We start from the raw sequence: 21,524 nt of genomic DNA on the forward strand, positions 1-21,524 counted from the left end.
AGCGCCAAGGATACAGATCGACGGATTAACAGAGTGGTAACTGAGCATGTTGACACGAAAAATTGAATTATTAGTGGGTGTGTTTCTCTTAACGGGCTTAGCAGCCTTTTTAGTGTTGGTGTTTAAAGTCGCCAATATCGAAGTGCAGACCAGCGACAGTAGCTATACCCTCACCGCCAACTTCACCAATATCGGTGGCTTGAAGGTTCGCTCTCCGGTCAAGGTTGGCGGCGTCGTGGTTGGCCGCGTGAGTAAGATTGATTTAGACCCAGTCAAACTGGTGGCTGTGGTGACGATTGTGATGGACAAGCGTTTCGATAAATTTCCTGAAACCAGTAGCTTAGCTATTTTAACTTCAGGTTTGCTCGGTGAGCAGTTCCTAGGATTAACACCGGGCTTTGTCGATGATGACGTGAGTATGCTTAAGGATGGCGACAAAATTGACGATACTCGCTCAGCATTAGTGTTAGAAGATCTGATTGGTCAGTTCTTATATAGTATGGGTTCAAAGGATAAATAGGGGTTACCGCTATGTTTAAACGCTTATCGCGCTTATTACTGCCGTTAGTATGGATGTTTACTGCAACGACCGCACTGGCGGATGACGCTCAGGTTAACACTATGGATCCTTATGCCATGGTGAAATCTGTTGCCAACAAAACCTTCGATCGGTTCCACAAAGACAAGGCGTTGATTGACGCCGATGCGGATCATCTCAAGGTGATTGTGCGTGAAGAATTAATGCCTTACATCGACTATAAATACGCCTCTTACAAAGTGTTAGGTCAGTATTTAAAAGAGTCGACTGAAGATCAGCGCAATCGTTTCGTCGATGCTTTTGAAGGCTACTTAGTTTCAACCTATGCCCAAGCTTTTACCGAATACACTAACCAAAAAGTGGAGTTTTCGCCTGGTAGTGATTTCAGCAATGAGAAGATTGTCGATGTAAACGTACAGATTATCGAAGCGGGTCGTCCGCCGATTAAGCTGTTGTTTAAAGTTCGTCGCCTCAAGGATGACTCTTGGAAGGCGTTTGACCTAGTCGCTGAAGGCGTGAGTTTGCTGTCCTCTAAGCAATCTGAAATCTCGAACCTTATCCGCCAACAGGGGATTGATTCAGTGATTAAGATGCTGGAAGAGCGCACCAAAGACAAAGTGACTAAAAAGCCTAAAGCAGGGAAGTAAGCGCCGTGGTTGAATTTGTGCAACAGGGTAACATTTGCCACCTAAAAGGGCGTTTATCACAGGAGCAAGTGGTCGTGCTATGGCCGCAAAGGCAAAGCCTGTTAAGCCAAGATACCCAAATGTTGTCGCTCGCCGAACTGGAGTACAGCGACAGTGCTGGTGTGGCATTTTTGCTGGCGTTAGTGCGCCAGCATGGCACGCCACTGAAGCTGTGCTCGGCATCGGAGCAGTTAAAAAAATTAATCGATTTATATGATTTACAATCCTTCTTCAGCGAAGAAGCGAATTGAAAAGGTACCGAATTTCATGGAATGCAGCTTAATAGAACAGATTTTACGTGACGCGTTAGCACTCGATGAAGTGCACGCCAGCTCCGATGGCAGCCACTACAAAGTGATTGCCGTGGGTGAATGTTTTGACGGTATGAGCCGCGTAAAGCAACAACAAGCCATTTATGCACCCCTGATGAGCTATATCGCCAGCGGTGAGTTACATGCATTAACGATTAAAACTTTCACGCCGACTCAATGGAAACGCGAGAAAATTTTCAACAGCTAGTAGTGAGGAAAAGTGGATAAATTAGCGATTCAAGCAAGCCCTCCGCTTGCTGGTGATGTGATTATTTCCGGCGCTAAAAACGCTGCGCTGCCGATTCTAATGGCAGGCGTGTTAGCCGAGACTGATTTTATTGTGTCGAATGTCCCCAATTTGCGCGATGTGAGCACCAGCTGTAAATTGCTGCGCTGCCTAGGCGCCGATGTGGATGAGTTGGGCGAAGGTAAGATCCGTATTTCGACCAAGAACCTTAATGAGTTTTGTGCTCCTTACGACCTCGTTAAGACCATGCGTGCCTCGATTCTGATCCTTGGGCCGTTATTAGCCCGCTATGGCACCGCAGACGTATCATTACCCGGTGGCTGCGCCATTGGCGCCCGTCCAGTAAACCTTCACTTACATGGCCTCGAAATGATGGGCGCCAAGATTGAAGTGAAAGAAGGTTATATCAAGGCCCGTGTCGATGGTCGCTTAAAGGGCGCCCATATTTTTATGGACATGGTGAGCGTAGGCGCGACCGAAAACCTGTTGATGGCCGCGGCACTTGCCGATGGTGAAACCGTGATTGAAAACGCGGCCCGTGAACCAGAAGTGATCGACTTAGCTAACTGTTTGATTGCTATGGGCGCAAAGATCACCGGTGTGGGCAGTGCCACACTGCGTATTCAAGGGGTTGAACGTCTACAGGGCTGTGAGTACCGCGTGATGCCGGATCGTATTGAAACCGGTTCATTCCTCGTGGCCGCCGCTGTGACCCGTGGTCGTATCCGTTGCTTAAAGGCTGACCCTGCTTCGTTAGAGTCTGTTATCGCGAAACTCGAAGATGCGGGTGCCAAAATCACTACAGGTGAAGATTGGATTGAGCTCGATATGGAAGGCAAGCGTCCGAAAGCGGTAAATATCAAGACGGCACCATATCCTGGTTTTCCAACCGATATGCAGGCACAGTTCTGCGTGCTCAACGTATTAGCCCAGGGCACGGCCACCATTACCGAAACCATCTTCGAAAACCGCTTTATGCACGTGCCAGAACTTATCCGTATGGGCGCGACCATGGAGCTTGAAGGCAATACCTGCATTATCCAAGGCATTGAGTCTTTGAGTGGTGCGCAGGTAATGGCGACCGATTTACGTGCGTCGGCAAGCTTGGTGATCGCAGGCTTAGTTGCCGATGGTAAAACCATCGTCGATCGCATCTATCACCTAGATCGCGGTTATGAGCATATCGAGCAGAAGTTCCAAGGATTGGGCGCACATGTAGAACGTGTGCAATAACATTTGCGTAGGATTCGCTCCCAATAAAAAAACCAGCCAAGTGCTGGTTTTTTATTGCGCGTAATTTGTTTAGCTAAAAAGGAAAGGGACATTTTCAAGTTAGACTTTTAGTTCAACTTAGGGCATTTCGAATTAAAATTTCTATGGGCAACGTCGCGACTTGACTAAACCATTACGTCGTAAACAAGCCTTGCGAATCACAGTTGAATTGCTTTGATATGACTACACTAGCAAGTTTTCCACATTTCGTACTCACTTTTTAAAGTCACTACTTCTTTCTTAAGTTCTATGTCTAACTCATTTTTAGTTAGCAACCATTCATTAACATCGTTCATATTGAGGATCGATTCGAGCTTTTGAAAGTCTTTGAATGGATTCAAAGCAATGATATTGTCTGTAAATGCGCCGTTATCACATTTAGCATTTAAAATATCGATAAACATAAAGAGAGATTTTTGATAGTCCCAATTATTAACGTATAACAATACGCCTGTAAATGCGTCGAGAAATGAAGTTTCATACGTAGTTTTAAAACTAACCTCAACATTCCTAGAAATGAAACTTTTTAGTTTAAGCATTAACTTGTACTTATCACTTAAAAATCGCACATCAAAAATTAATTCATGCTTTGTTACAAGCTTATTTAGATCTTCTTCTTTTACGCACGAATTAGTATGTTTAGATACTTCATCGAATATAGCCATGCTTTTTGTCGCGATGCGGTCTAAAGCGTAAATTTTCCAATTTAGATTTTTAACCTCACCAAGCTTTGGATGAAACTCATCAAATTTTTTATTTCTTCGACAATAGATCGTCGAATAATGAAAAATCTTATCCTCACGTAAAGACAACTTCACCATATTTTTCTTTTTAATATTCATATGCCAAACTCTAAAATTGGCTATATCCTGCCGATTAATAAAACCATTGGAAATGGCTTTTGATACATACTCTCCTATCAACTTAGTTGCCAAACTTTTGCTTTCTAAAAAATTGATTTTTTCACAAGAAATATCTTTAAATGGCTTTATTTCTCGTAAATCGCAATATTCATCATGAATGTCAGAACCATCATTTGCAATGAACCTAAAGTGAGGTTGCTTAAGTTTTTTCTCACTTAGTTGACCTTTCGCTCCAGAGACTAGAACCGCACCTTTGATACCACATGAAGGACACATCAAATCATTATGGATAAAAATCCGAAGATTTTTATCAACAAACCTAAGTTCCGGATCTTGTTCGATATTATAACCAAGTAGTTGGAGGTATTGTGAAGCATCTAGCTCACGGTCAAACTTTATACTAAAACTTGTAATCGCCATCATATTCTCCAAAGCAACCTAGTTGTCATAACGCCACATTAAGATATGAGCAACGCTACCACTCAAGCTAAATCATTGTACCGTAAACACAAAACCCAATCTTGAACTTAAAATGCCAAGCGGTGGAATCACTCTTCAATGCTTTATAATACATCATTGACTGTTACTTCGATAACCTGAGCTTTTGCTTGGAGAAACTCATATGCTGCTCTAGTTTTCTTTACAAAAGCAATGTCTCTGGAAAAGACAAAATCAGCAAAGCTACCAATTGATGCATGACCTGCATCACTCATAGCTGCTGTAAACCTTTCCGCTTTTTTCATCTTCGAGTCTGGATAATAGCCTACAATATTTAGTACATTGTATATAGATGTTATTTTTTCGAAGAGATACATTTCTCGGTTATAAATTGGGTTAAAGCTAATGCCGTAGAATTGCTCAATCGTGAAATTTAGCCCTGCATAACCATCAACGTCTTTATGTGCTATCCATATTTTTTCAAGAACATTTGGTGGCTCAATATTATTTAATTGAACTGGGCCTATACCCGTCTTTTCCCTGTAATCGTTGACTCCAGAGTAATTGCTTTCGTCAGAGACATATTTACGTAACGCTTGCGAAGATTGATTAAGAGCTTCATTGTACGATCTTTTTAACTCTGATGTATAAGCAGATACATGTTTGTTAATATCAGGGGAAAATTTCTGAATTTCATCCACGTTTACCAAAGTTTTGATATGACTCAATAAATTGTCAAACGCACCAATTTGCTCATTTTTTATATCATCAAAAGTATCTCCATTCCGACCACCATAAAATTTAAGTAATGATTGAGATGTCGATTTTTCCAATTGCTCATAAACTGGTTCAATATTTTGACAATAATTCCTGTACGCATCAACAGGCTTTGTAATACTTATCATTGCGTCGCCAGTACACTCAAATCGAGGAGTAAGAGCGAACTTTAAATGCATAGCCTCTAGATAATCTAAAACATCCAAGAACTGCGAACCATTTTCTCCAGACCGTTTTATCTCTTTAAGATTTTCGTCAGAGTATAAAATCTGGTACTTTTTCCGAAGATCTTCTTTAAAGCTTAATGTGGGATTTTTTACCAATAAATCCAATATATTATGATCAAGATAAGCGGTTGGCTTTCCTTGATATGTAGGAATTGAATTTTCCACCTAGCTATCCTTTGATGTACGACATTTCATTAGTGCGTATGCGCGCGTTTATCACGTAAGAACAGAGAAAGTGCGCACAGTTAACTATCTGTATGCAAAGAACTTATCAGCTTTCTGCCAAATACACCATCTGGAAAAACGCGCATGCGCGTTTTCCAAACCTATTAACTAAGCTCAATATATTTTATCCAATTGATTTAAAATGACTTTCAATTTTATTTTTTGGAAAAACGCGCACAAATGTTGTTCTCAAAACCCTCAAAAACTAGCGTAATACGATATGACTGTATATCTAACTAGGATTCGGCTGTTATAGAGAAACACTAAAGTGGAGGGCTAATAGATGAGATTTTGTAGGGTAACTCTTTCGTAAAGTCCAGAACGAACAAACGTGTGCTAACAAGTTTTGGGGCATAAAGCTTTTAGCCAGATGAACTGTTCAATGGTCGTCAAAATTGTCACTGTTGCAACAGTGACCGTTGGCGACATGGCCGCTCTTTCACATCCATGTGATCGCGGCATTCGCACTTCCATATGCAGCAGATGCAGCCGTCGAGCCCTCAGGGATGCTTCTTGTGAAATAAAAGGGTGGCGTGTCACTGGGGAAACAATGACAATTCATCCTACACACCTGACGACAAACTTATCTCGTTTTGGGGCAAAAGTCAGTTAGAAATGGCAGTGTTATATTTAGCTCTGCCATTTGTGGGATAAGGTAATAGGTGTTTTTGGGATGACTCAGAATGAGGTTTTACATGCCTCATTCTGAGATTAACAAGGTCAGTTACTGAGCTTAATTATCGACTACGACTTTTTCATCGATAATAACGGGTAGTTCCTGCTGTTTACCTTGGCGAATAACCGTCATCATGATTTTCTTGCCGGGCGTAGTTTCGGCAATCCTATCCATCAGCATTTCGACCCCAGGCACATCTTCGTCGCCGTATTTGATGATTACATCCCTTGGCATAAGCTGCGCTCGTGCCGCTGGACCATTAGGATCGACGCCTGTGACTAATACCCCACGTAAATCGGGTAGGTTGAGGATTTGTGCCACAACAGGGTTAATCGGTTCGCCAGAGATCCCTAAGGCACCACGGATCACTCGACCATTTTTAATCAGTTTACCCATAATGCTGTGGGCCAGTTTAATCGGGATCGCGAAGTTAATCCCGTGGCCGCCACCTTCGCCGCCCACTTGGAAGGCGGCGGTGTTGATACCAATCAAGCTACCGTTAGTATCAATTAATGCACCACCGGAGTTACCGGCGTTAATCGCTGCATCGGTCTGTAAAAAGTCTAAATAACCCGAACTCAAGCCGTTACGACCCGTGGCGCTGATAATACCTTGGGTAATGGTTTGCCCAAGGTTATAAGGGTTACCAATGGCTAATACCACATCGCCAACCTGTGGGGGGCTGTCGAGATTGACTGGCACAGTAGGAAGATTATCGCCTTCGATCTTAAGCACAGAAAGATCGGTTTCGGGATCAAAACCTACGACTTCCGAGGTGAATTTGCGGCCATCTTGTAGGGCGACAACAATTTCATCGGCTTTTTTAATGACATGATAATTCGTGAGAATATAGCCTTCTTTACTCATGATCACCCCTGAGCCTAGGCCTTGGAGTGAGCCAGAATTCAATGGACGGCTCTGATCGATACTTAAGCTGTAAATATTGACTACGGCAGGTGCTGCGCGGCGCACTGCCTTAGCAAAGGACAGTTCAACTGTATTATTACCGCGGTTTTGCAGAAGTGAATTGCCAAGACTCTTATTATCGAAGTAGTGAGTCACCAATAAAAACATGGCCGCCATGATAAGGCCGAAAAGCACGGCTTTACCGAGATATAACAGGGTTTCTTTTATTGTCATGGCAGGCTAAATATTGAAAAAGGTGAGTTAGATTAACATGTTTAACAAGTTAAAGCATAGGGAACGCGCGTTCCCTATGCTGATCCGCATCTGATAATGGGATATAAATCAGACCGGCGTATCGATTAACGCAGTACTAGGTACAATAAGCTCTTACCACGCAGGATCTTCAGGGCTACAGCACCTTCTTGATCTTTGAGCTGTTCCTTGAGTGATTTGAGATCTTTCACCGCAGAACGATTGATACCGACAATCAAATCGCCTTTTTGCAGACCACTCATTGCCGCAGGCGAGCCTTGCGCGACATCGGTAATTTCAACCCCTTTAGAGGCATTTTCTAATGAGGCTCCTTGCAACATAGGATGTACAGCACCAGCCGCTTTTTCAGTGGTTTGGCTAGCTTCGCCTAAGGTGACACTCACGGTCTTCTTATCACCATCACGGATAAGGCCCAGTTCGACCTTGGCGCCTGCGCCCATGGTTGCCACTTTAGCTCGCAGCTCTTGGAACGACTTAATCGCACGGCCATCGACGCTAACGATAATATCGCCCGCTTTAATACCTGCTTTTTCGGCAGCACTGCCCGCAGTGACTTCATTCACAAAGCCACCGTGCTGAGTGTCTAACCCAAAGCCTTGGGCAAGTTGGCTATCTAAATCACGGCCAGAAATCCCCAATACACCACGGCGAACTTCACCGTGCTCGGCAATTTGAGCCACTAGGTTTTTCACCATGTTTGCGGGGATCGCAAAACCGATACCGACGTTACCACCGTTTGGTGCGACGATAGCCGTGTTAATACCGATCAGTTCACCTTTAAGGTTAACCAGCGCGCCGCCCGAGTTACCACTATTGATAGCTGCGTCGGTTTGGATAAAGTTTTCAAGCATTTCAATGCCTAAACCACTACGGCCTAGGGCACTGACAATCCCTGAGGTCACGGTTTGTCCTAGACCGAAGGGGTTACCAATAGCCACGGCAAAGTCACCAACACGCAGCTCATCTGAGTCGGAGGTTTTAATTGCGACCAGATTTTTAGCTTCGATTTGCAGTAAGGCAATGTCGGATTCTGAGTCGGTACCAATCAATTTGGCTTTGACTTCACGGCCGTCATGTAAGCCAACTTGGATATCATCGGCACCGTCAATCACATGGTTATTGGTGACAATATAGCCTTTGTCAGCATCAATAATCACACCTGAGCCTAAGCCTCTAAATGGACGCTCTTGTACTTGTTCCTGCGGTGCATTCGGGCCGAAGAAATAGCGGAACACATCCGGAACGCGTTGTTTAGAAACATGGGTGCCGGAAACCGCTACAGAAACCACGGCGGGCGTCGTGCGCTCTAGCATAGGGGCAAGGCTGGGAATGGGTTGTCCCTCAACAGATTGCGGAATAGCGGCCTGTGAAACCGCAGGCATCATTGTCAGGGTTGCGGCTAACATTGCGGCTGAAAGTACAGATAATTTCGTTTTCATCTATTCATAACTCCAAATAAGGGATCAAGGATCTGGATGTAATGCGTCGTCAGTTAGTGTCCGCACCAGATCAAATCTGTATCGGTACCGGCTATTTGCCTAGGTAACCATTCGGACACGCACCTCATTGAAAAAGTTCATCAATATTAACAAAGGTTAATTTCTTAACGGTTATTTTATCAACATTTTATTGACTGTAACTGAAGTGAAACTTGTGGGCTTTTAAGGTATTTTTCAAGTCCTAATAACTTCCAATCATTGAGTTTAATCAGCTAACAGCATAGTTCTTCCTAATCAGTTTTATCATATTAAGCCGTTGTGCTAGGCCTCTCCGCGAGCTCACTACAGATCCAAGTTGATGGGGTATAAATATATGCTGCGTCATCTTGGCCGTGTTAATATCGACGCAGTTTTTCCAAAGGATAAAAGAGAATAATAACGTGCCCCAGTTAAGCCCTTGGCAGCATTATCAAAAAGATCTTACTCGTGATGGTTTTTCCCATGATCCGGCGCAGGAAATGGCGGTAAAGGCGCTGCAACGCGTTTATGAGGATCTCACCGCAGCCGAAGAGCCTAATTCTGTATTTGGTAAGCTATTGACCTCTTTTGGCTTAAAGTCGGCACCCGCGCCTACAAAAGGGCTTTATCTTTGGGGAGGCGTAGGCCGCGGTAAAACCTATTTGATGGACACCTTCTTTGATGCATTACCTGGCAATCAAAAGTTAAGGGCGCACTTTCATCGTTTTATGCATCAACTGCATTTAGATTTAGACACCCTTAAAGGTACGCGCGATCCATTATTAGTGATTGCCAAACAAATGGCGGCAAAATATAAAGTCATTTGTTTTGATGAGTTTTTCGTGTCAGATATCACCGACGCCATGTTGCTTGGCACCTTATTCCAAGCGCTCTTTAAAGAAGGCGTGGTATTAGTGGCGACTTCAAATATCATCCCTGACGACTTATATAAAAATGGGTTGCAACGGGCTCGATTTCTTCCTGCGATCGCGCTGATCAATCAGCATTGTGAAGTACTTAATGTGGATTCAGGGATTGACTATCGTCTACGGACGTTAGAGCAGGCAGAAATTTACCACTATCCACTTGATGAGCAGGCCGATACTAACTTACTGCGTTATTTCCGTCAGTTAGCGCCTGAGGCCGAGATTTCAACTGACGCGATTGAAATCGAAGGCCGTGAAATATCCATTCGCCAACAGGCGCAAGGCGTCTTACTGGCGGATTTTAGAGCCTTATGTGATGGCCCCCGTAGTCAGCGGGATTATATGGAACTGGCGCGGATTTATCATACTGTGCTGGTGAGTGGCATTGAGCAGATGGGCGCATTTTTAACGGGTGATGATATCGCCAGACGCTTTTTGGCCATGGTGGATGAGTTTTACGAACGAAACGTCAAATTGATCGTGTCCGCGCAGGTGCCGTTAGAAGACATTTATGCCGACGGCTTATTGAGTTTTGAATTCAGACGTTGTCGTTCCCGTTTGATTGAAATGCAATCCCACGATTACTTAAAATCAGAGCATTTACCCTAAGTCTTAGACTATTGCAGAGCGTGCTTTGCGGGGTTTTTCTCGACAAATCTTCAGTGGCTCATTCCTTAGCGTAGTAATGAGCCACATCGATCGAATTTTTATGATTTTTGTCAAAATATCAGGTGATTTTTAACTCACGTTTGTCTATAATCCGCCACCTGCCCACGTTACTCCACCAAACTAGGTGGAAGTTGTACGCCGAGTTAAGTACTCGAAGGGGTACTGAAAGGCAATTTTGTGTTGTTTGTCATTGCAAGCAACATGTGAGACAGAAAATTAACTTTGGGTTTTTGTAATAATGAAGACTTTTACTGCTACACCAGAAACTGTAACTCGTGACTGGTTCGTCGTTGATGCAGACGGCAAAACTTTAGGTCGTATCGCTACCGAAATCGCTCTGCGTTTACGCGGTAAGCACAAGCCTGAATACACTCCTCACGTTGACACTGGTGATTACATCATCGTTATCAACGCTGAGAAAGTTACTGTTACTGGTAACAAAGCGCAAGGCAAGACGTACTACTCGCACTCAGGCTTCCCTGGTGGCATTAAGCAAATCAGCTTTGAAAAGCTGCAAGCTCATAAGCCAGAAATGATCATCGAGAAAGCAGTTAAGGGTATGTTACCAAAAGGTCCACTGGGCCGTGCCATGTTCCGTAAACTGAAAGTTTACGCTGGCGCAGAACATAACCACGCTGCACAACAACCTCAAGTTCTTGATATCTAAACGGGATTAAGCAAATGGCTGCAACTCAGTACTACGGCACTGGCCGTCGCAAAACCTCTACAGCACGCGTATTCGCTAAAGCTGGTAGTGGCAACATCGTTGTAAATCAACGTCCTTTGGACCAATACTTTGGTCGTGAAACTGCTCGTATGGTTGTTCGTCAACCATTAGAGTTAGTTGAAATGACTGACAAGCTGGACATCTATGTAACTGTTAAAGGCGGTGGTATCACTGGCCAAGCAGGTGCAATCCGTCACGGTATCACTCGTGCCCTGATGCAATTAGATGAAGCTCTGCGTCCATCATTACGTTCTGCTGGTTTCGTTACCCGTGACGCTCGTAAAGTTGAGCGTAAGAAAGTGGGTCTACGTAAAGCACGTCGTAAGCCACAATTCTCTAAGCGTTAATACGTTTTGGAATCTCAAAAAACCCAGCTTATGCTGGGTTTTTTATTACCTAAAATTGGTTATCCTCGTATTAATCACCGATTTTTAGGGTAGAAAAAGCTAAGAGAGAGGAAGATGAGCTTACAGTTATTTATGCTAGCCATGGCACTGGTGTTGATTTTGGAAGGTGTGGGACCATTGTTATTCCCCAATAAATGGCGCCGATATTTAAATGAACTTTCCAATCAAAATCAGCAAGTTTTGCGTCGAATCGGTGGCTCATTAGTCACTGCTGGTGTGGTCATTTTGATTATTTTTTCATAAATGCCTTACCACTTGCGGTTTAAAATCTGTTAGAATTCTTTTTTAACCACAACCTTGCAGCAAACAATGGGCAAAAACGTAGTTGTTCTCGGCACCCAATGGGGTGACGAAGGAAAAGGTAAGATTGTCGACCTTCTAACAGAACAGGCAAAATATGTAGTTCGCTACCAGGGCGGTCATAACGCAGGTCACACTTTAGTGATCAATGGCGATAAAACCGTACTTCATCTGATCCCATCAGGCATCCTACGCGATAATGTGAAATGCATTATCGGTAATGGTGTGGTGCTTGCACCCGACGCGCTGATGAAAGAGATTAACATGCTCAAAGAGCGCGGCATTCCTGTTGAGGAACGCTTGCTGATTTCTGAAGCATGTCCGCTGATCCTGCCATTCCACTGTGCCTTAGACATCGCCCGCGAAAAAGCGCGCGGTAACAAAGCTATTGGTACTACGGGTCGTGGTATTGGTCCTGCGTATGAAGACAAGATTTCCCGTCGCGGTCTGCGTGTTGGCGATCTGTTCAATGCTGAACTATTTGCTGAAAAGCTGAAAGAAGTTATGGCATATCATAACTTTATGCTGACAGAGTACTACAAAGTTGACGCCGTAGATTACGAGCAAACACTGAGCGATGCGTTAGCCTTAGCTGACTATCTGAAGAGCATGTGTGTTGACGTGACTGAACTTTTGGATAACGCGCGTAAAGCGGGTGAGCCAATCCTGTTCGAAGGTGCACAAGGTACACTGTTAGACATTGACCACGGTACTTATCCGTTTGTGACTTCGTCAAATACGACCGCAGGTGGTGTGGCGACAGGCAGCGGCTTTGGTCCACGTCATTTAGACTATGTCTTAGGTATCATGAAGGCATACACCACTCGCGTGGGTGCTGGTCCTTTCCCAACTGAACTCTTATGTGAAGTGGGCGACCATTTAGGAACCAAAGGTCATGAATTTGGTGCGACTACCGGTCGTAAGCGTCGTCCTGGTTGGTTAGATGCAGTGGCAATGCGCCGCGCAGTACAAATCAACAGCGTAAGCGGCTTCTGCTTAACTAAGTTAGACGTACTTGATGGCCTGAAAGAAGTGAAGATCTGTGTGGGTTATCAACATCCAGATGGCACTATCTCCAAAGTTACGCCATTAGCAGCTGAAGGTTATGAGCAGGTCACTCCTGTTTATGAAACTATGCCAGGCTGGAGCGAGTCAACTTTCGGTGCGACCTCTTTTGATCAGTTACCGCAAGCGGCTATCAACTACATCAAACGTATTGAAGAGTTGTTAGAAACGCCGATTGACATCATTTCTACCGGTCCTGACCGTAACGAGACGATGATTTTAGTTAGCCCGTTTAACTAAGATTGTAAAGGCCGTGTTTCACGGCCTTTTCTTCCTGTGCTGTTCCTTCCTGTTTGCTTTCGTGGTTAGAAATTCGGCTCGAGCTCAAGAAATAGGTTATACTGCCGATGCAAGTATTCACCTTATTGTCATTGAGAGTCGTTATGCTACGTACTGCATTATTTGCGCTGCTGCCCTTAGTATCTTCAATGTGCTTTGCCGAGACACAAGCAGTAGATATTTATTCTCAAGATCAATTACTTGAAATGATCCGCAGTGAACAATATTTGGCAAAAGTTAAACAGGATGATTGCCAATTAGTACAAGATATTGAAGCGCGTGCAGAAGTCTTAAAGCAGCCCCTATATCAGTTTTTGTGGGGGGAAATGCTCAATCACGGAACCTGCGTAAAAGCCAATGCTGTCAAAGGGATGGCGTTACTACGTGAAGCGGCTGAGCAGGGGAGTCCTGAGGCAATGGTAAAACTTGCCGAGTACTATCAAACGGGTAAGTTTGTTATTCGCAATAAGGACCGCGCAGTCAATTATTTATTGCCAGCAGCAGCGAGCGGTAGTTTAGCTGCTCGAATGATGCTTGTACGTTTGTACGGTGAAGGTTATGGTAGTCCAAGGGATTACGAAATGGCCTATAACTGGTTATATAACAATGTATTTACCGATGAGGCGACGAAGAAAAAAGCCTTATCATTACTGCAGGTGTTAGCAGCTAAAATGCCCGCCAGTGCAGTGGCGCGGGCCCAGCAAGAGCACTTGCGAACCCGTTGAGATGTCTCCAATCGTTGAGACAGAAATTTTTGGATATTGAATGATAAAAGACCCTCATTTTGAGCGTGAACAGGATAAGTACGAAAACCCTATCCCAAGTCGTGAGTATATTATCGAGTACTTACGTTCTCAAAAATCACCTATTACCCGTGACAGCATTGCTGCGGCATTACAGATCCATGATGAAGAGCAGTTAGAAGCTCTGCGTCGTCGTTTACGGGCGATGGAGCGCGATGGTGAACTGGTGTTTACCCGCGGTCAAAGCTACGGCTTACCTGAAAAAATGGATCTGATTTCTGGCACTGTGCTAGGTCATAAAGAAGGCTATGGCTTCTTTAAACCTGACGAAGGTGGCGACGATTTATTTATATCCAACCGTGATATGTTGATGTATTTCCACGGCGATAAAGTATTGGCGCAGAAGGCCGGAATGGACCGTAAAGGTCGTCGTGAAGCCCGTATTGTGCGACTTATTCAGCCTCGCAGTGCTGCAATTGTTGGCCGATTCCATGTCGATAGCGGCATGGCATTTGTGATTGCCGATGATAAGCGCATTACCCAAGAAATCTTAATCGCTAGCGAAGATCGCAATGGCGCCCGTCAGGGCGATGTGGTGGTGGTTGAATTAACCCGCCGTCCCGGTCGATTCGTTAAAGCTGCAGGTAAAGTGACCGAGGTGCTCGGCAAGCAAATGGCGCCTGGAATGGAAATCGAAATTGCCCTGCGCAATTACGATCTTCCCCATACTTGGTCGGCTGCAATTGAAAAGAAACTGCGCCGTATTCCCGATGAAGTGACTGAGTCTGATAAAGTAGGTCGTGTCGATCTGCGTGATCTGCCCTTAGTGACGATTGATGGTGAAGATGCCCGCGACTTTGATGATGCGGTATATGCCGAAGTCAAACCTAGTGGTGGCTGGCGTCTGTGGGTGGCGATTGCGGATGTGAGCTACTATGTACGCACCGATTCAGCCTTAGATACTGAAGCCCGTGCCCGTGGTAACTCGGTGTATTTCCCGTCGCAAGTGATCCCAATGTTGCCGGAGAAAATCTCTAACGGCCTGTGTTCACTTAATCCTCATGTTGACCGTCTATGTATGGTCGCGGAGATGACAATTTCAGCCCGTGGTAAGCTATCTGGTTATAAATTTTATCCGGCTGTGATGCATTCACACGCGCGTTTTACTTACACCCAAGTTGCAGCCATGCTCGAAGGCGGGCCGATTGCGCCTGAACATGAAGCACTCTTTCCACATCTTCAATGCTTACAGTCGCTTTATTTAGCGCTTGATGAACAGCGCGCAGAGCGCGGTGCGATAGCATTTGAGACGATAGAAACGCAGTTTATTTTTAACGAACAGCGCAAGATCGATAAGATTGTGCCAAGAGCGCGTAATCAAGCTCATAAAATCATTGAAGAATGTATGATTTTGGCGAACGTGTCTGCCGCTAAGTTTGTGAAAAAGCATAAGGGTGAAATCCTCTATCGCGTGCATGAGTCGCCCTCTGAGCAGAAACTGGCAAACTTTAAAGAGTTTTTAGCTGAGCGTGGTTTGAGCATGGGCGGTGGGCTTGAGCCAACGCCTGCAGATTATCAAAATGTAATGTTGCAGATTGCCGACCGTCCCGATGCTGAACTTATTCAAGTGATGTTGCTGCGCTCTATGCGCCAAGCAATCTACACGCCTGATAACGAAGGCCATTTTGGTTTGGCACTGGAAGAATACGCGCATTTTACCTCGCCTATTCGTCGTTATCCTGACTTAGTGCTTCACCGCGTGATCCGCTATTTGTTGGCGAAAGAAAAAGGTGAAGCCAATGAGAAATGGACTCCCGATGGTGGCTACCACTATCAACTCGATGAATTAGATAAATTAGGCGAAGAATGTTCTACTACTGAACGCCGCGCCGATGAAGCAACACGTGATGTAAGCGACTGGCTTAAATGTGAATTTATGCAGGACCATGTGGGTGACACCTTCGAGGCCGTGATTGCCTCTGTCACTAACTTTGGTTTATTCGTTCGCTTAAATGACTTATTTATCGATGGCTTAGTGCATATTTCTAGTCTGGGCAGCGATTATTACCAGTTCGATCCTATGCGTCAGCGTTTGATTGGTGAGCACACAGGTCAAATCTATCAAGTGGGTGACCCCGTTACGGTAAAAGTGGCCGCGGTAAACTTGGATGATAGACAGATTGACTTAGTCATGATTGGCGACAGTGGTAAAGGCGGTCGCCGCAAGGCGGCACCTAGTCGAGAAAAACCCATGACAGCCCGTGAGCGGGTAAACCGCGAAGGTGCGAAAATGGCGAAAACGGCTAAATCGACTGGCGTTAAAGCGAAAGCGGGTTCAGACAAAGCGGCGAGTAAGTCTAAGTCTAAGTCTAAGTCTAAAGCGGGCACTAAGCCTAAGAAAAGCGTAAAAGATACGGCGAAAAAGCCAAAGGCCGCGAAGCGGAGCACGAGAAAGAAGTAAATGAAAAAACAAGATATTATTTTTGGGATCCACGCGGTTGAAGCGCTGTTAAAACACAGCCCTGAGCGCATTATTGAACTTTGGCTGTTGCAGGGCCGTGAGGATGAGCGTTTAACCCCGCTGATCCGTCAAGCGAAAGCCTTTGGCACGAGCATTCAAGTGACTTCACGCAAAGTGTTGGACGAGAAAGCCGAAAGTACTCAGCACCAAGGTATTATTGCCCGTGTGAAAGCGGCTAAAATCCTTGGTGAGCATGACTTAGATGAGCTGTTAGCAAAGACCGACTTACCGTTTTTATTGATTTTAGATGGCGTTACCGATCCGCATAACCTAGGTGCCTGCTTACGTAACGCCGATGCGGCGGGCGTGCAGGGCATTATTGTGCCAAAGGATAACTCCGTTGGCTTAACGGCTGTGGTTAGTAAGGTCGCTTGCGGCGCAGCTGAAACCGTGCCGTTATTCCAAGTGACTAACCTCGCCCGCACTATGCGCCATCTGCAGGAAAAGGGCGTGTGGATTGTCGGCACGGCGGGTGAAGCGGATTGCGAGCTTTATCAAGCCGATCTTAAAGGGCCATTAGCGATTGCGATGGGCGCCGAAGGTAAAGGTTTACGCCGTCTAAGCCGTGAGTGTTGCGATACTTTAGTTTCGATTCCGATGGCGGGAAGCGTCTCTAGCTTAAACGTGTCGGTCGCCACGGGTATTTGCCTATTCGAAGCCGTGCGTCAACGCCGTAGCTAAATGATATCTATAAATAAAAAAGACGGGCGAGCCCGTCTTTTTTATTGCCTAAATCAACCCTTAATTGGTTTTAATAGCATCGAGGTTGGATTCGTCTACCTCGTTTGTCTCATCGTGGATAAAGCTGGGCGCTGGGTGAAATTCAAACTCGAATGTTAGCTGTTGCTCATTATCATTCTCTGCATCTTCAACAAGGGCATCGGCACCTAAATCTTCTTCATCTTCCTGCTGTGTTGGTGTCATGTGTTCCTGCACCGATTCAACATCCACCCTCGGGTCAAGCGCCGCAGCCAGTGGTGATGAGACTAAGTCACCGGTCGCCATCATGTAGTCTTGGGTGACATTGGTTTCGGTTTTTTGCTGTGAGTGAACATAACGTAGCCGTAAAAACAGGATTAAGGTACAGGCCGACATAAAACCATAGAGCATGCTGTTGCCAAACCATTGCATAAGAGTCGAGGCGATTAATGGGCCGATGCTGGCGCCCATGCCAAAGGTGAGCAAAATGGTTGCCGATAGTCCTACCCTTTCACTTTGCTCGACACGGGAATTAGCCAGTGCGGTTGCCAAGGGATAGAAGGTAAAGCCAAGAATGCCGAACAGAAACGTCATCACCAGTGAGAGTGTCGGATGATAGGGAGTGAGGGCGATAGCTAATGCTAAGATCCCAAGCAGTACGCAGTTGATGCGGATCAGGCGACTGCGGGACATAATGTCAGATAATTTTCCCATTGGCCATTGGGCGAGTAGGCCCGCGAGAATGGTTGCTGTCATATAGGTGGCCACCTTCTCGGGCGGTAAACCTAAGTTGCTCGCATAAGCAGGCGCCAAACCGTAAAAGGAGCCTACAATCATGCTGCCAATGGCAATGGTCGTGAGTGCCTGCGGCGCTTTGCGCCAATAGTGAGCAATTTTTAAGGGGGCGGGCACCAGTGGTGCTGGGTGAATACGCCGCGTTAAAGAAATCGGGACAATACACAGGGCAAAGCAGATGGCGATCAGTAACAGCGGCTCTAGACCGAGTTCAGGATAGAGGCTGATGGCACCTTGGCCCAAGATCAAACCTAAGTAAGAGACTATCATGTAGCTGGCAAACACTGTGCCGCGTTGGCTGCTTTCAGCCTGTTCATTGAGCCAACTTTCGAGCACCATGTATTGGCACATCATTCCCATACCAACGATAAGCCTTAACAGGATCCAAATCGCCAACTCATCTACGAGTGCATGACCCAGTGCGGAGGCGGCAACGATCCCAGCACTAGCGACAAAGGCACGGATATGTCCGACTTGGGCGATTAGCCGGTGGCCAATCTTAGATCCTGCGACAAGGCCGACATAGTAGGCCGACATCATGCTACCTATCCACAACTGCGGAACATGCATCACCGAGAGCCTAAGGCCTAAATATGTGGTGAGTAAACCGCCAGCCAGCACTGTTAATAACGTCGTGCTATATAAAGAGGCGAAAGTACGTAGCGGGTTTGTCATTAACTGCTCCTTGTATGATTGCCAGGGAGAGTATATCAGCAGTCGGTGTTTATTCCGTGTTGCAAAATGTTGGAAGTTATCGACTAATTTATCGTTTTTATGTGTGGGTCACTAAATTGTGCTGAAATGGGATTTGGCTGAGTGGGGAATTGTTGTGCCAGCCAAATCGTTTTATTGCTTGTTTATCTAAAGGTATACAGCAAGTTAAAGGTGGTGATGGTATCCGTCTGCTGGCTGCCCTCAGGAACCACTTCGGTGAACTTGATGTTCATGCCGATTTTAAAGGCCCAATCTTGAAATACTAAATTTTTGTAGTTCATATCGAGAGTCAGGGTATTGTTATTTTCGCCCACCTCGGCGGTGAGATCGGCATTGATACTGGTGTATTCCTGTAATTTTTGAGAAAACTTTGCCGCAGTACGTAAAATCACATCCTTTTCGGGAGCGGGGTCTGGCTCTGCGACTGACTCGGCAGGCAAGTTGTATCGATAACCTGGGCCGATTTCGAGACTGAGTTTGGTCTTGTAGCTACTAATTGCGTTAAAACCATAACCCGAAGAAAGAGTTGATATTTGGGTATAACTACCAAACTGATCCCAAGTGAAGTCGCCACGGCCGAAGATATAACCTTTGTTGAGTTTATAGTTGCTTTGAAGCTGGAGTTCGTACTTTTCTGAGGTGGTTTGGCTTTTTTCAGAAGCAAAATACGCTTTTAGCGTCGCTTCCTGCTTAGTTTGTTTAGTATCGTAAATCAGTTGGGTTCGACCATTAAAACTGCTCGATTCGGTATTGCCTGTGTTCAATTGTAAGCCAGCTTCGACTTCTGCAGTCAAATCACTTGGTGGTTCCTGATAATCGGGAGGGACAAGCGCAAGTGCAGGAAAAGATAGGCAAAACAAACTAACTGGTGCGATAACTTTTAGCATTATAATGGGTTCTTGAGAGGCTGATGTCTGATATCCGAATAGGGGTGAGGCGTCATCATACCTGTATTGGGTGTTGAGGCAAAGTTATTGCTTGAGTTTCGCGTCTGCTTTCTGTACTATCTCGCGCTCAAATCAGTCACTATTTTCGTTCCTTGCCTCTATTTGGTTTGACTGAGCCAATAACGAGGCTACATAACCGTAAGGAGCAATAAATGCGTCATTACGAAATCGTATTTATGGTTCACCCAGATCAAAGTGAACAAGTACCAGGTATGATTGAGCGTTACACCGGTGTTATCACCGAAGCTAACGGCAAAATCCACCGTTTAGAAGATTGGGGCCGTCGTCAACTGGCTTACCCAATCCAAGATCTGCATAAAGCTCACTATGTTCTGATGAACGTTGAAGCACCAGCAGAGACGATTGAAGAGCTAGAAACTGCTTTCCGTTTCAACGACGCAGTTCTGCGTAACATGGTAATGCGTACTAAAGTTGCCGTTACTGAAGCATCTCCAATGGCGAAAGCTAAAGATGAGCGCGATTCACGTCGTGGCCCAGCTGGCGACCGCTCATATGATGAAGCTAACGCTGAAGAAATCGCTGAGTAAGTTTTTCTGTGACCACCAATAACTTGGTGTTGTCAGGAACCATAACTCGTTCCAGACGCTTTAAAAGCCCAGCAGGCATTGCACATAGTGTGATCATGCTAGAACACAAATCGCAGCGTTATGAAGCAGATATGCTCCGCAATGTCTACGTTCAAATACAAGTGATATTGAGTGGACCACGTTTTGAAAGCGTGGCAGATAATCTGAAAGCAGGTGTGGAAGTACAAGTACAAGGTTTTATGACGCTTCAACAGGGGCGAAATGGCCAAAATCGCTTAGTCATCCATGCCGAAAATGTCGAATTGAAAACTTAGGAGACTGTCAAATGGCACGTTATTTCCGTCGTCGCAAGTTCTGCCGTTTCACCGCTGAAGGTGTTGCAGAAATTGATTACAAAGATATCGTTACTTTAAAGAACTACATCACTGAAAGCGGCAAAATCGTTCCAAGCCGTATCACTGGTACTAGTGCTAAATATCAGCGTCAACTAGCTCGCGCTATCAAGCGTGCTCGTTATCTTTCTCTACTGCCATACACTGATTTACATCAGTAATTGCAGTATTCCTAATCGAATATAGAGGATTTGATAATGAACGTTATTCTGCTTGATAAAATCGCTAACCTGGGTAACCTGGGTGACCAAGTTGCAGTTAAAGCTGGTTACGCTCGTAACTACCTGCTGCCACAAGGTAAAGCTGTTGTTGCTAACGAAAGCAACGTTAAAGTATTTGAAGCTCGTCGCGCTGAATTAGAAGCTAAAATCGCTGCTGATCTGGCTGCTGCTAACCAACGTGCTGAGAAAATCGCTGCTCTGGAAGCTGTTGTTATTGCTTCTAAAGCGGGTGATGAAGGCAAACTGTTTGGTTCAGTTGGCAACCGTGACATCGCTGATGCAGTAACTGCTGCTGGCGTTGAACTGGCTAAATCAGAAGTTCGTTTACCATTAGGCGCTCTGCGTACTACTGGCGACTTCGAAGTTGAAGTTCAGTTACACACTGAAGTTAAAGCTGTTGTTAAAGTTTCTATCGTTGCAGAAGCTTAATTACATACTGCTTTAAACTAAAAAAACACCGCTTAGGCGGTGTTTTTTTATGGGCGCGATTTAGCATTGCTGTGTGAGTGGCTGTTTGTCACGTATTAACGCTAATCAAGCTTAGCCACTTGAGCGCGCAGCCAAGCCAGACGTTAAAACACATGCGCTATTGCTGAGGATTGCGGTTAAAAGGCGTAATACCAATCACATTAAATATCTAATCAGTTCAGAGCCTCACAGGCATTTCAATCCCAG

General features: G+C 45.2%; 23 protein-coding genes. 17 read left to right on the forward strand and 6 right to left on the reverse strand.

Going from position 1 to position 21,524, the window contains the following annotated elements; genetic code table 11:
• Nucleotides 1–46: 46 nt before the first annotated feature.
• Genes mlaD through murA form a run of 5 tightly spaced genes read left to right on the forward strand, consistent with a single transcriptional unit; the run spans nt 47 to nt 3,015 of the window.
• Complete coding sequence (mlaD, locus tag HG547_RS04045) at nt 47–520, forward strand: outer membrane lipid asymmetry maintenance protein MlaD (protein WP_037427133.1); 474 nt, start codon at nt 47–49, stop codon at nt 518–520.
• A gap of 11 nt (nt 521–531) precedes the next feature.
• Complete coding sequence (locus HG547_RS04050; RefSeq protein ID WP_037427135.1) at nt 532–1,185, forward strand: ABC transporter substrate-binding protein; 654 nt, start codon at nt 532–534, stop codon at nt 1,183–1,185.
• Nucleotides 1,186–1,190: 5 nt separating this feature from the next.
• Entirely contained in the window at nt 1,191–1,475 is a 285-nt protein-coding gene (locus HG547_RS04055) for an STAS domain-containing protein (protein ID WP_169547076.1), read from the forward strand.
• A 16-nt stretch (nt 1,476–1,491) separates the two neighbouring features.
• Nucleotides 1,492–1,743: a BolA family protein gene (locus HG547_RS04060; RefSeq protein WP_011621481.1), complete on the forward strand. Its 252-nt coding sequence runs from the start codon at nt 1,492–1,494 to the stop codon at nt 1,741–1,743.
• Between the two features lie 12 nt (nt 1,744–1,755).
• Entirely contained in the window at nt 1,756–3,015 is a 1,260-nt protein-coding gene (murA, locus tag HG547_RS04065) for a UDP-N-acetylglucosamine 1-carboxyvinyltransferase (RefSeq protein WP_133178434.1), read from the forward strand.
• 227 nt (nt 3,016–3,242) lie between these two features.
• Here the strand turns inward: murA and HG547_RS04070 are convergent, their stop codons facing one another.
• From HG547_RS04070 to degQ, 4 genes are all read right to left on the reverse strand, one after another.
• Entirely contained in the window at nt 3,243–4,340 is a 1,098-nt protein-coding gene (locus HG547_RS04070; RefSeq protein WP_169547077.1) for a hypothetical protein, read from the reverse strand.
• 140 nt (nt 4,341–4,480) lie between these two features.
• Nucleotides 4,481–5,524 (reverse strand): hypothetical protein, encoded by a 1,044-nt coding sequence (locus HG547_RS04075; RefSeq protein ID WP_169547078.1) that lies wholly within the window; start codon nt 5,522–5,524, stop codon nt 4,481–4,483.
• 793 nt (nt 5,525–6,317) lie between these two features.
• Nucleotides 6,318–7,400, reverse strand: coding sequence for an outer membrane-stress sensor serine endopeptidase DegS (degS, locus tag HG547_RS04080; RefSeq protein ID WP_037422057.1), 1,083 nt, complete (start codon nt 7,398–7,400; stop codon nt 6,318–6,320).
• Between the two features lie 125 nt (nt 7,401–7,525).
• On the reverse strand, nt 7,526–8,878 hold the full coding sequence (gene degQ / locus HG547_RS04085; RefSeq protein ID WP_037422060.1) for a Do family serine endopeptidase DegQ: 1,353 nt from the start codon (nt 8,876–8,878) through the stop codon (nt 7,526–7,528).
• A gap of 440 nt (nt 8,879–9,318) precedes the next feature.
• Here degQ and zapE point away from each other — a divergent pair, with 440 nt between their 5' ends.
• The 8 genes from zapE (at nt 9,319) to rlmB (ending at nt 17,214) form a co-directional block, all read left to right on the forward strand.
• On the forward strand, nt 9,319–10,431 hold the full coding sequence (gene zapE / locus HG547_RS04090) for a cell division protein ZapE (RefSeq protein ID WP_169547079.1): 1,113 nt from the start codon (nt 9,319–9,321) through the stop codon (nt 10,429–10,431).
• Between the two features lie 298 nt (nt 10,432–10,729).
• The gene (gene rplM / locus HG547_RS04095) at nt 10,730–11,158 is read left to right on the forward strand and encodes a 50S ribosomal protein L13 (RefSeq protein ID WP_011073682.1); all 429 of its coding nucleotides are present in this window, start codon (nt 10,730–10,732) and stop codon (nt 11,156–11,158) included.
• A gap of 14 nt (nt 11,159–11,172) precedes the next feature.
• Nucleotides 11,173–11,565 (forward strand): 30S ribosomal protein S9, encoded by a 393-nt coding sequence (rpsI, locus tag HG547_RS04100; protein WP_006083052.1) that lies wholly within the window; start codon nt 11,173–11,175, stop codon nt 11,563–11,565.
• A gap of 114 nt (nt 11,566–11,679) precedes the next feature.
• Nucleotides 11,680–11,868, forward strand: a complete 189-nt coding sequence (locus HG547_RS04105; protein ID WP_037422067.1) for a DUF2065 domain-containing protein — start codon at nt 11,680–11,682, stop codon at nt 11,866–11,868.
• 66 nt (nt 11,869–11,934) lie between these two features.
• Nucleotides 11,935–13,230: an adenylosuccinate synthase gene (locus HG547_RS04110; protein ID WP_169547080.1), complete on the forward strand. Its 1,296-nt coding sequence runs from the start codon at nt 11,935–11,937 to the stop codon at nt 13,228–13,230.
• 107 nt (nt 13,231–13,337) lie between these two features.
• Nucleotides 13,338–13,994, forward strand: a complete 657-nt coding sequence (motX, locus tag HG547_RS04115) for a flagellar protein MotX (RefSeq protein ID WP_169547081.1) — start codon at nt 13,338–13,340, stop codon at nt 13,992–13,994.
• A gap of 40 nt (nt 13,995–14,034) precedes the next feature.
• Nucleotides 14,035–16,473, forward strand: a complete 2,439-nt coding sequence (gene rnr / locus HG547_RS04120; protein ID WP_169547082.1) for a ribonuclease R — start codon at nt 14,035–14,037, stop codon at nt 16,471–16,473.
• Nucleotides 16,474–17,214, forward strand: a complete 741-nt coding sequence (gene rlmB, locus HG547_RS04125; RefSeq protein WP_037422079.1) for a 23S rRNA (guanosine(2251)-2'-O)-methyltransferase RlmB — start codon at nt 16,474–16,476, stop codon at nt 17,212–17,214. It abuts the gene before it with no gap.
• Nucleotides 17,215–17,274: 60 nt separating this feature from the next.
• Here rlmB and HG547_RS04130 read toward each other — a convergent pair whose 3' ends face one another.
• Together HG547_RS04130 and HG547_RS04135 are read right to left on the reverse strand one after the other, a co-directional pair.
• On the reverse strand, nt 17,275–18,702 hold the full coding sequence (locus HG547_RS04130) for an MFS transporter (RefSeq protein WP_169547083.1): 1,428 nt from the start codon (nt 18,700–18,702) through the stop codon (nt 17,275–17,277).
• Between the two features lie 182 nt (nt 18,703–18,884).
• Entirely contained in the window at nt 18,885–19,628 is a 744-nt protein-coding gene (locus HG547_RS04135; protein WP_169547084.1) for a DUF481 domain-containing protein, read from the reverse strand.
• Between the two features lie 212 nt (nt 19,629–19,840).
• Here HG547_RS04135 and rpsF point away from each other — a divergent pair, with 212 nt between their 5' ends.
• The 4 genes from rpsF to rplI are packed head-to-tail and all read left to right on the forward strand — an operon-like array spanning nt 19,841 to nt 21,278.
• Nucleotides 19,841–20,236: a 30S ribosomal protein S6 gene (rpsF, locus tag HG547_RS04140; RefSeq protein ID WP_011623998.1), complete on the forward strand. Its 396-nt coding sequence runs from the start codon at nt 19,841–19,843 to the stop codon at nt 20,234–20,236.
• Between the two features lie 8 nt (nt 20,237–20,244).
• Nucleotides 20,245–20,550, forward strand: coding sequence for a primosomal replication protein N (gene priB, locus HG547_RS04145; RefSeq protein ID WP_011073673.1), 306 nt, complete (start codon nt 20,245–20,247; stop codon nt 20,548–20,550).
• 11 nt (nt 20,551–20,561) lie between these two features.
• Nucleotides 20,562–20,789 carry a 30S ribosomal protein S18 gene (rpsR, locus tag HG547_RS04150; RefSeq protein WP_006083042.1) on the forward strand — a complete coding sequence of 76 codons (228 nt, stop codon included), beginning with the start codon at nt 20,562–20,564 and terminating at the stop codon, nt 20,787–20,789.
• Between the two features lie 36 nt (nt 20,790–20,825).
• Nucleotides 20,826–21,278, forward strand: coding sequence for a 50S ribosomal protein L9 (rplI, locus tag HG547_RS04155; protein WP_037422085.1), 453 nt, complete (start codon nt 20,826–20,828; stop codon nt 21,276–21,278).
• Nucleotides 21,279–21,524: the final 246 nt, after the last annotated feature.

Origin of the sequence: Shewanella sp. DNRA4 (genome assembly GCF_012843185.1) — a bacterium.
Lineage (GTDB): Bacteria > Pseudomonadota > Gammaproteobacteria > Enterobacterales > Shewanellaceae > Shewanella > Shewanella xiamenensis.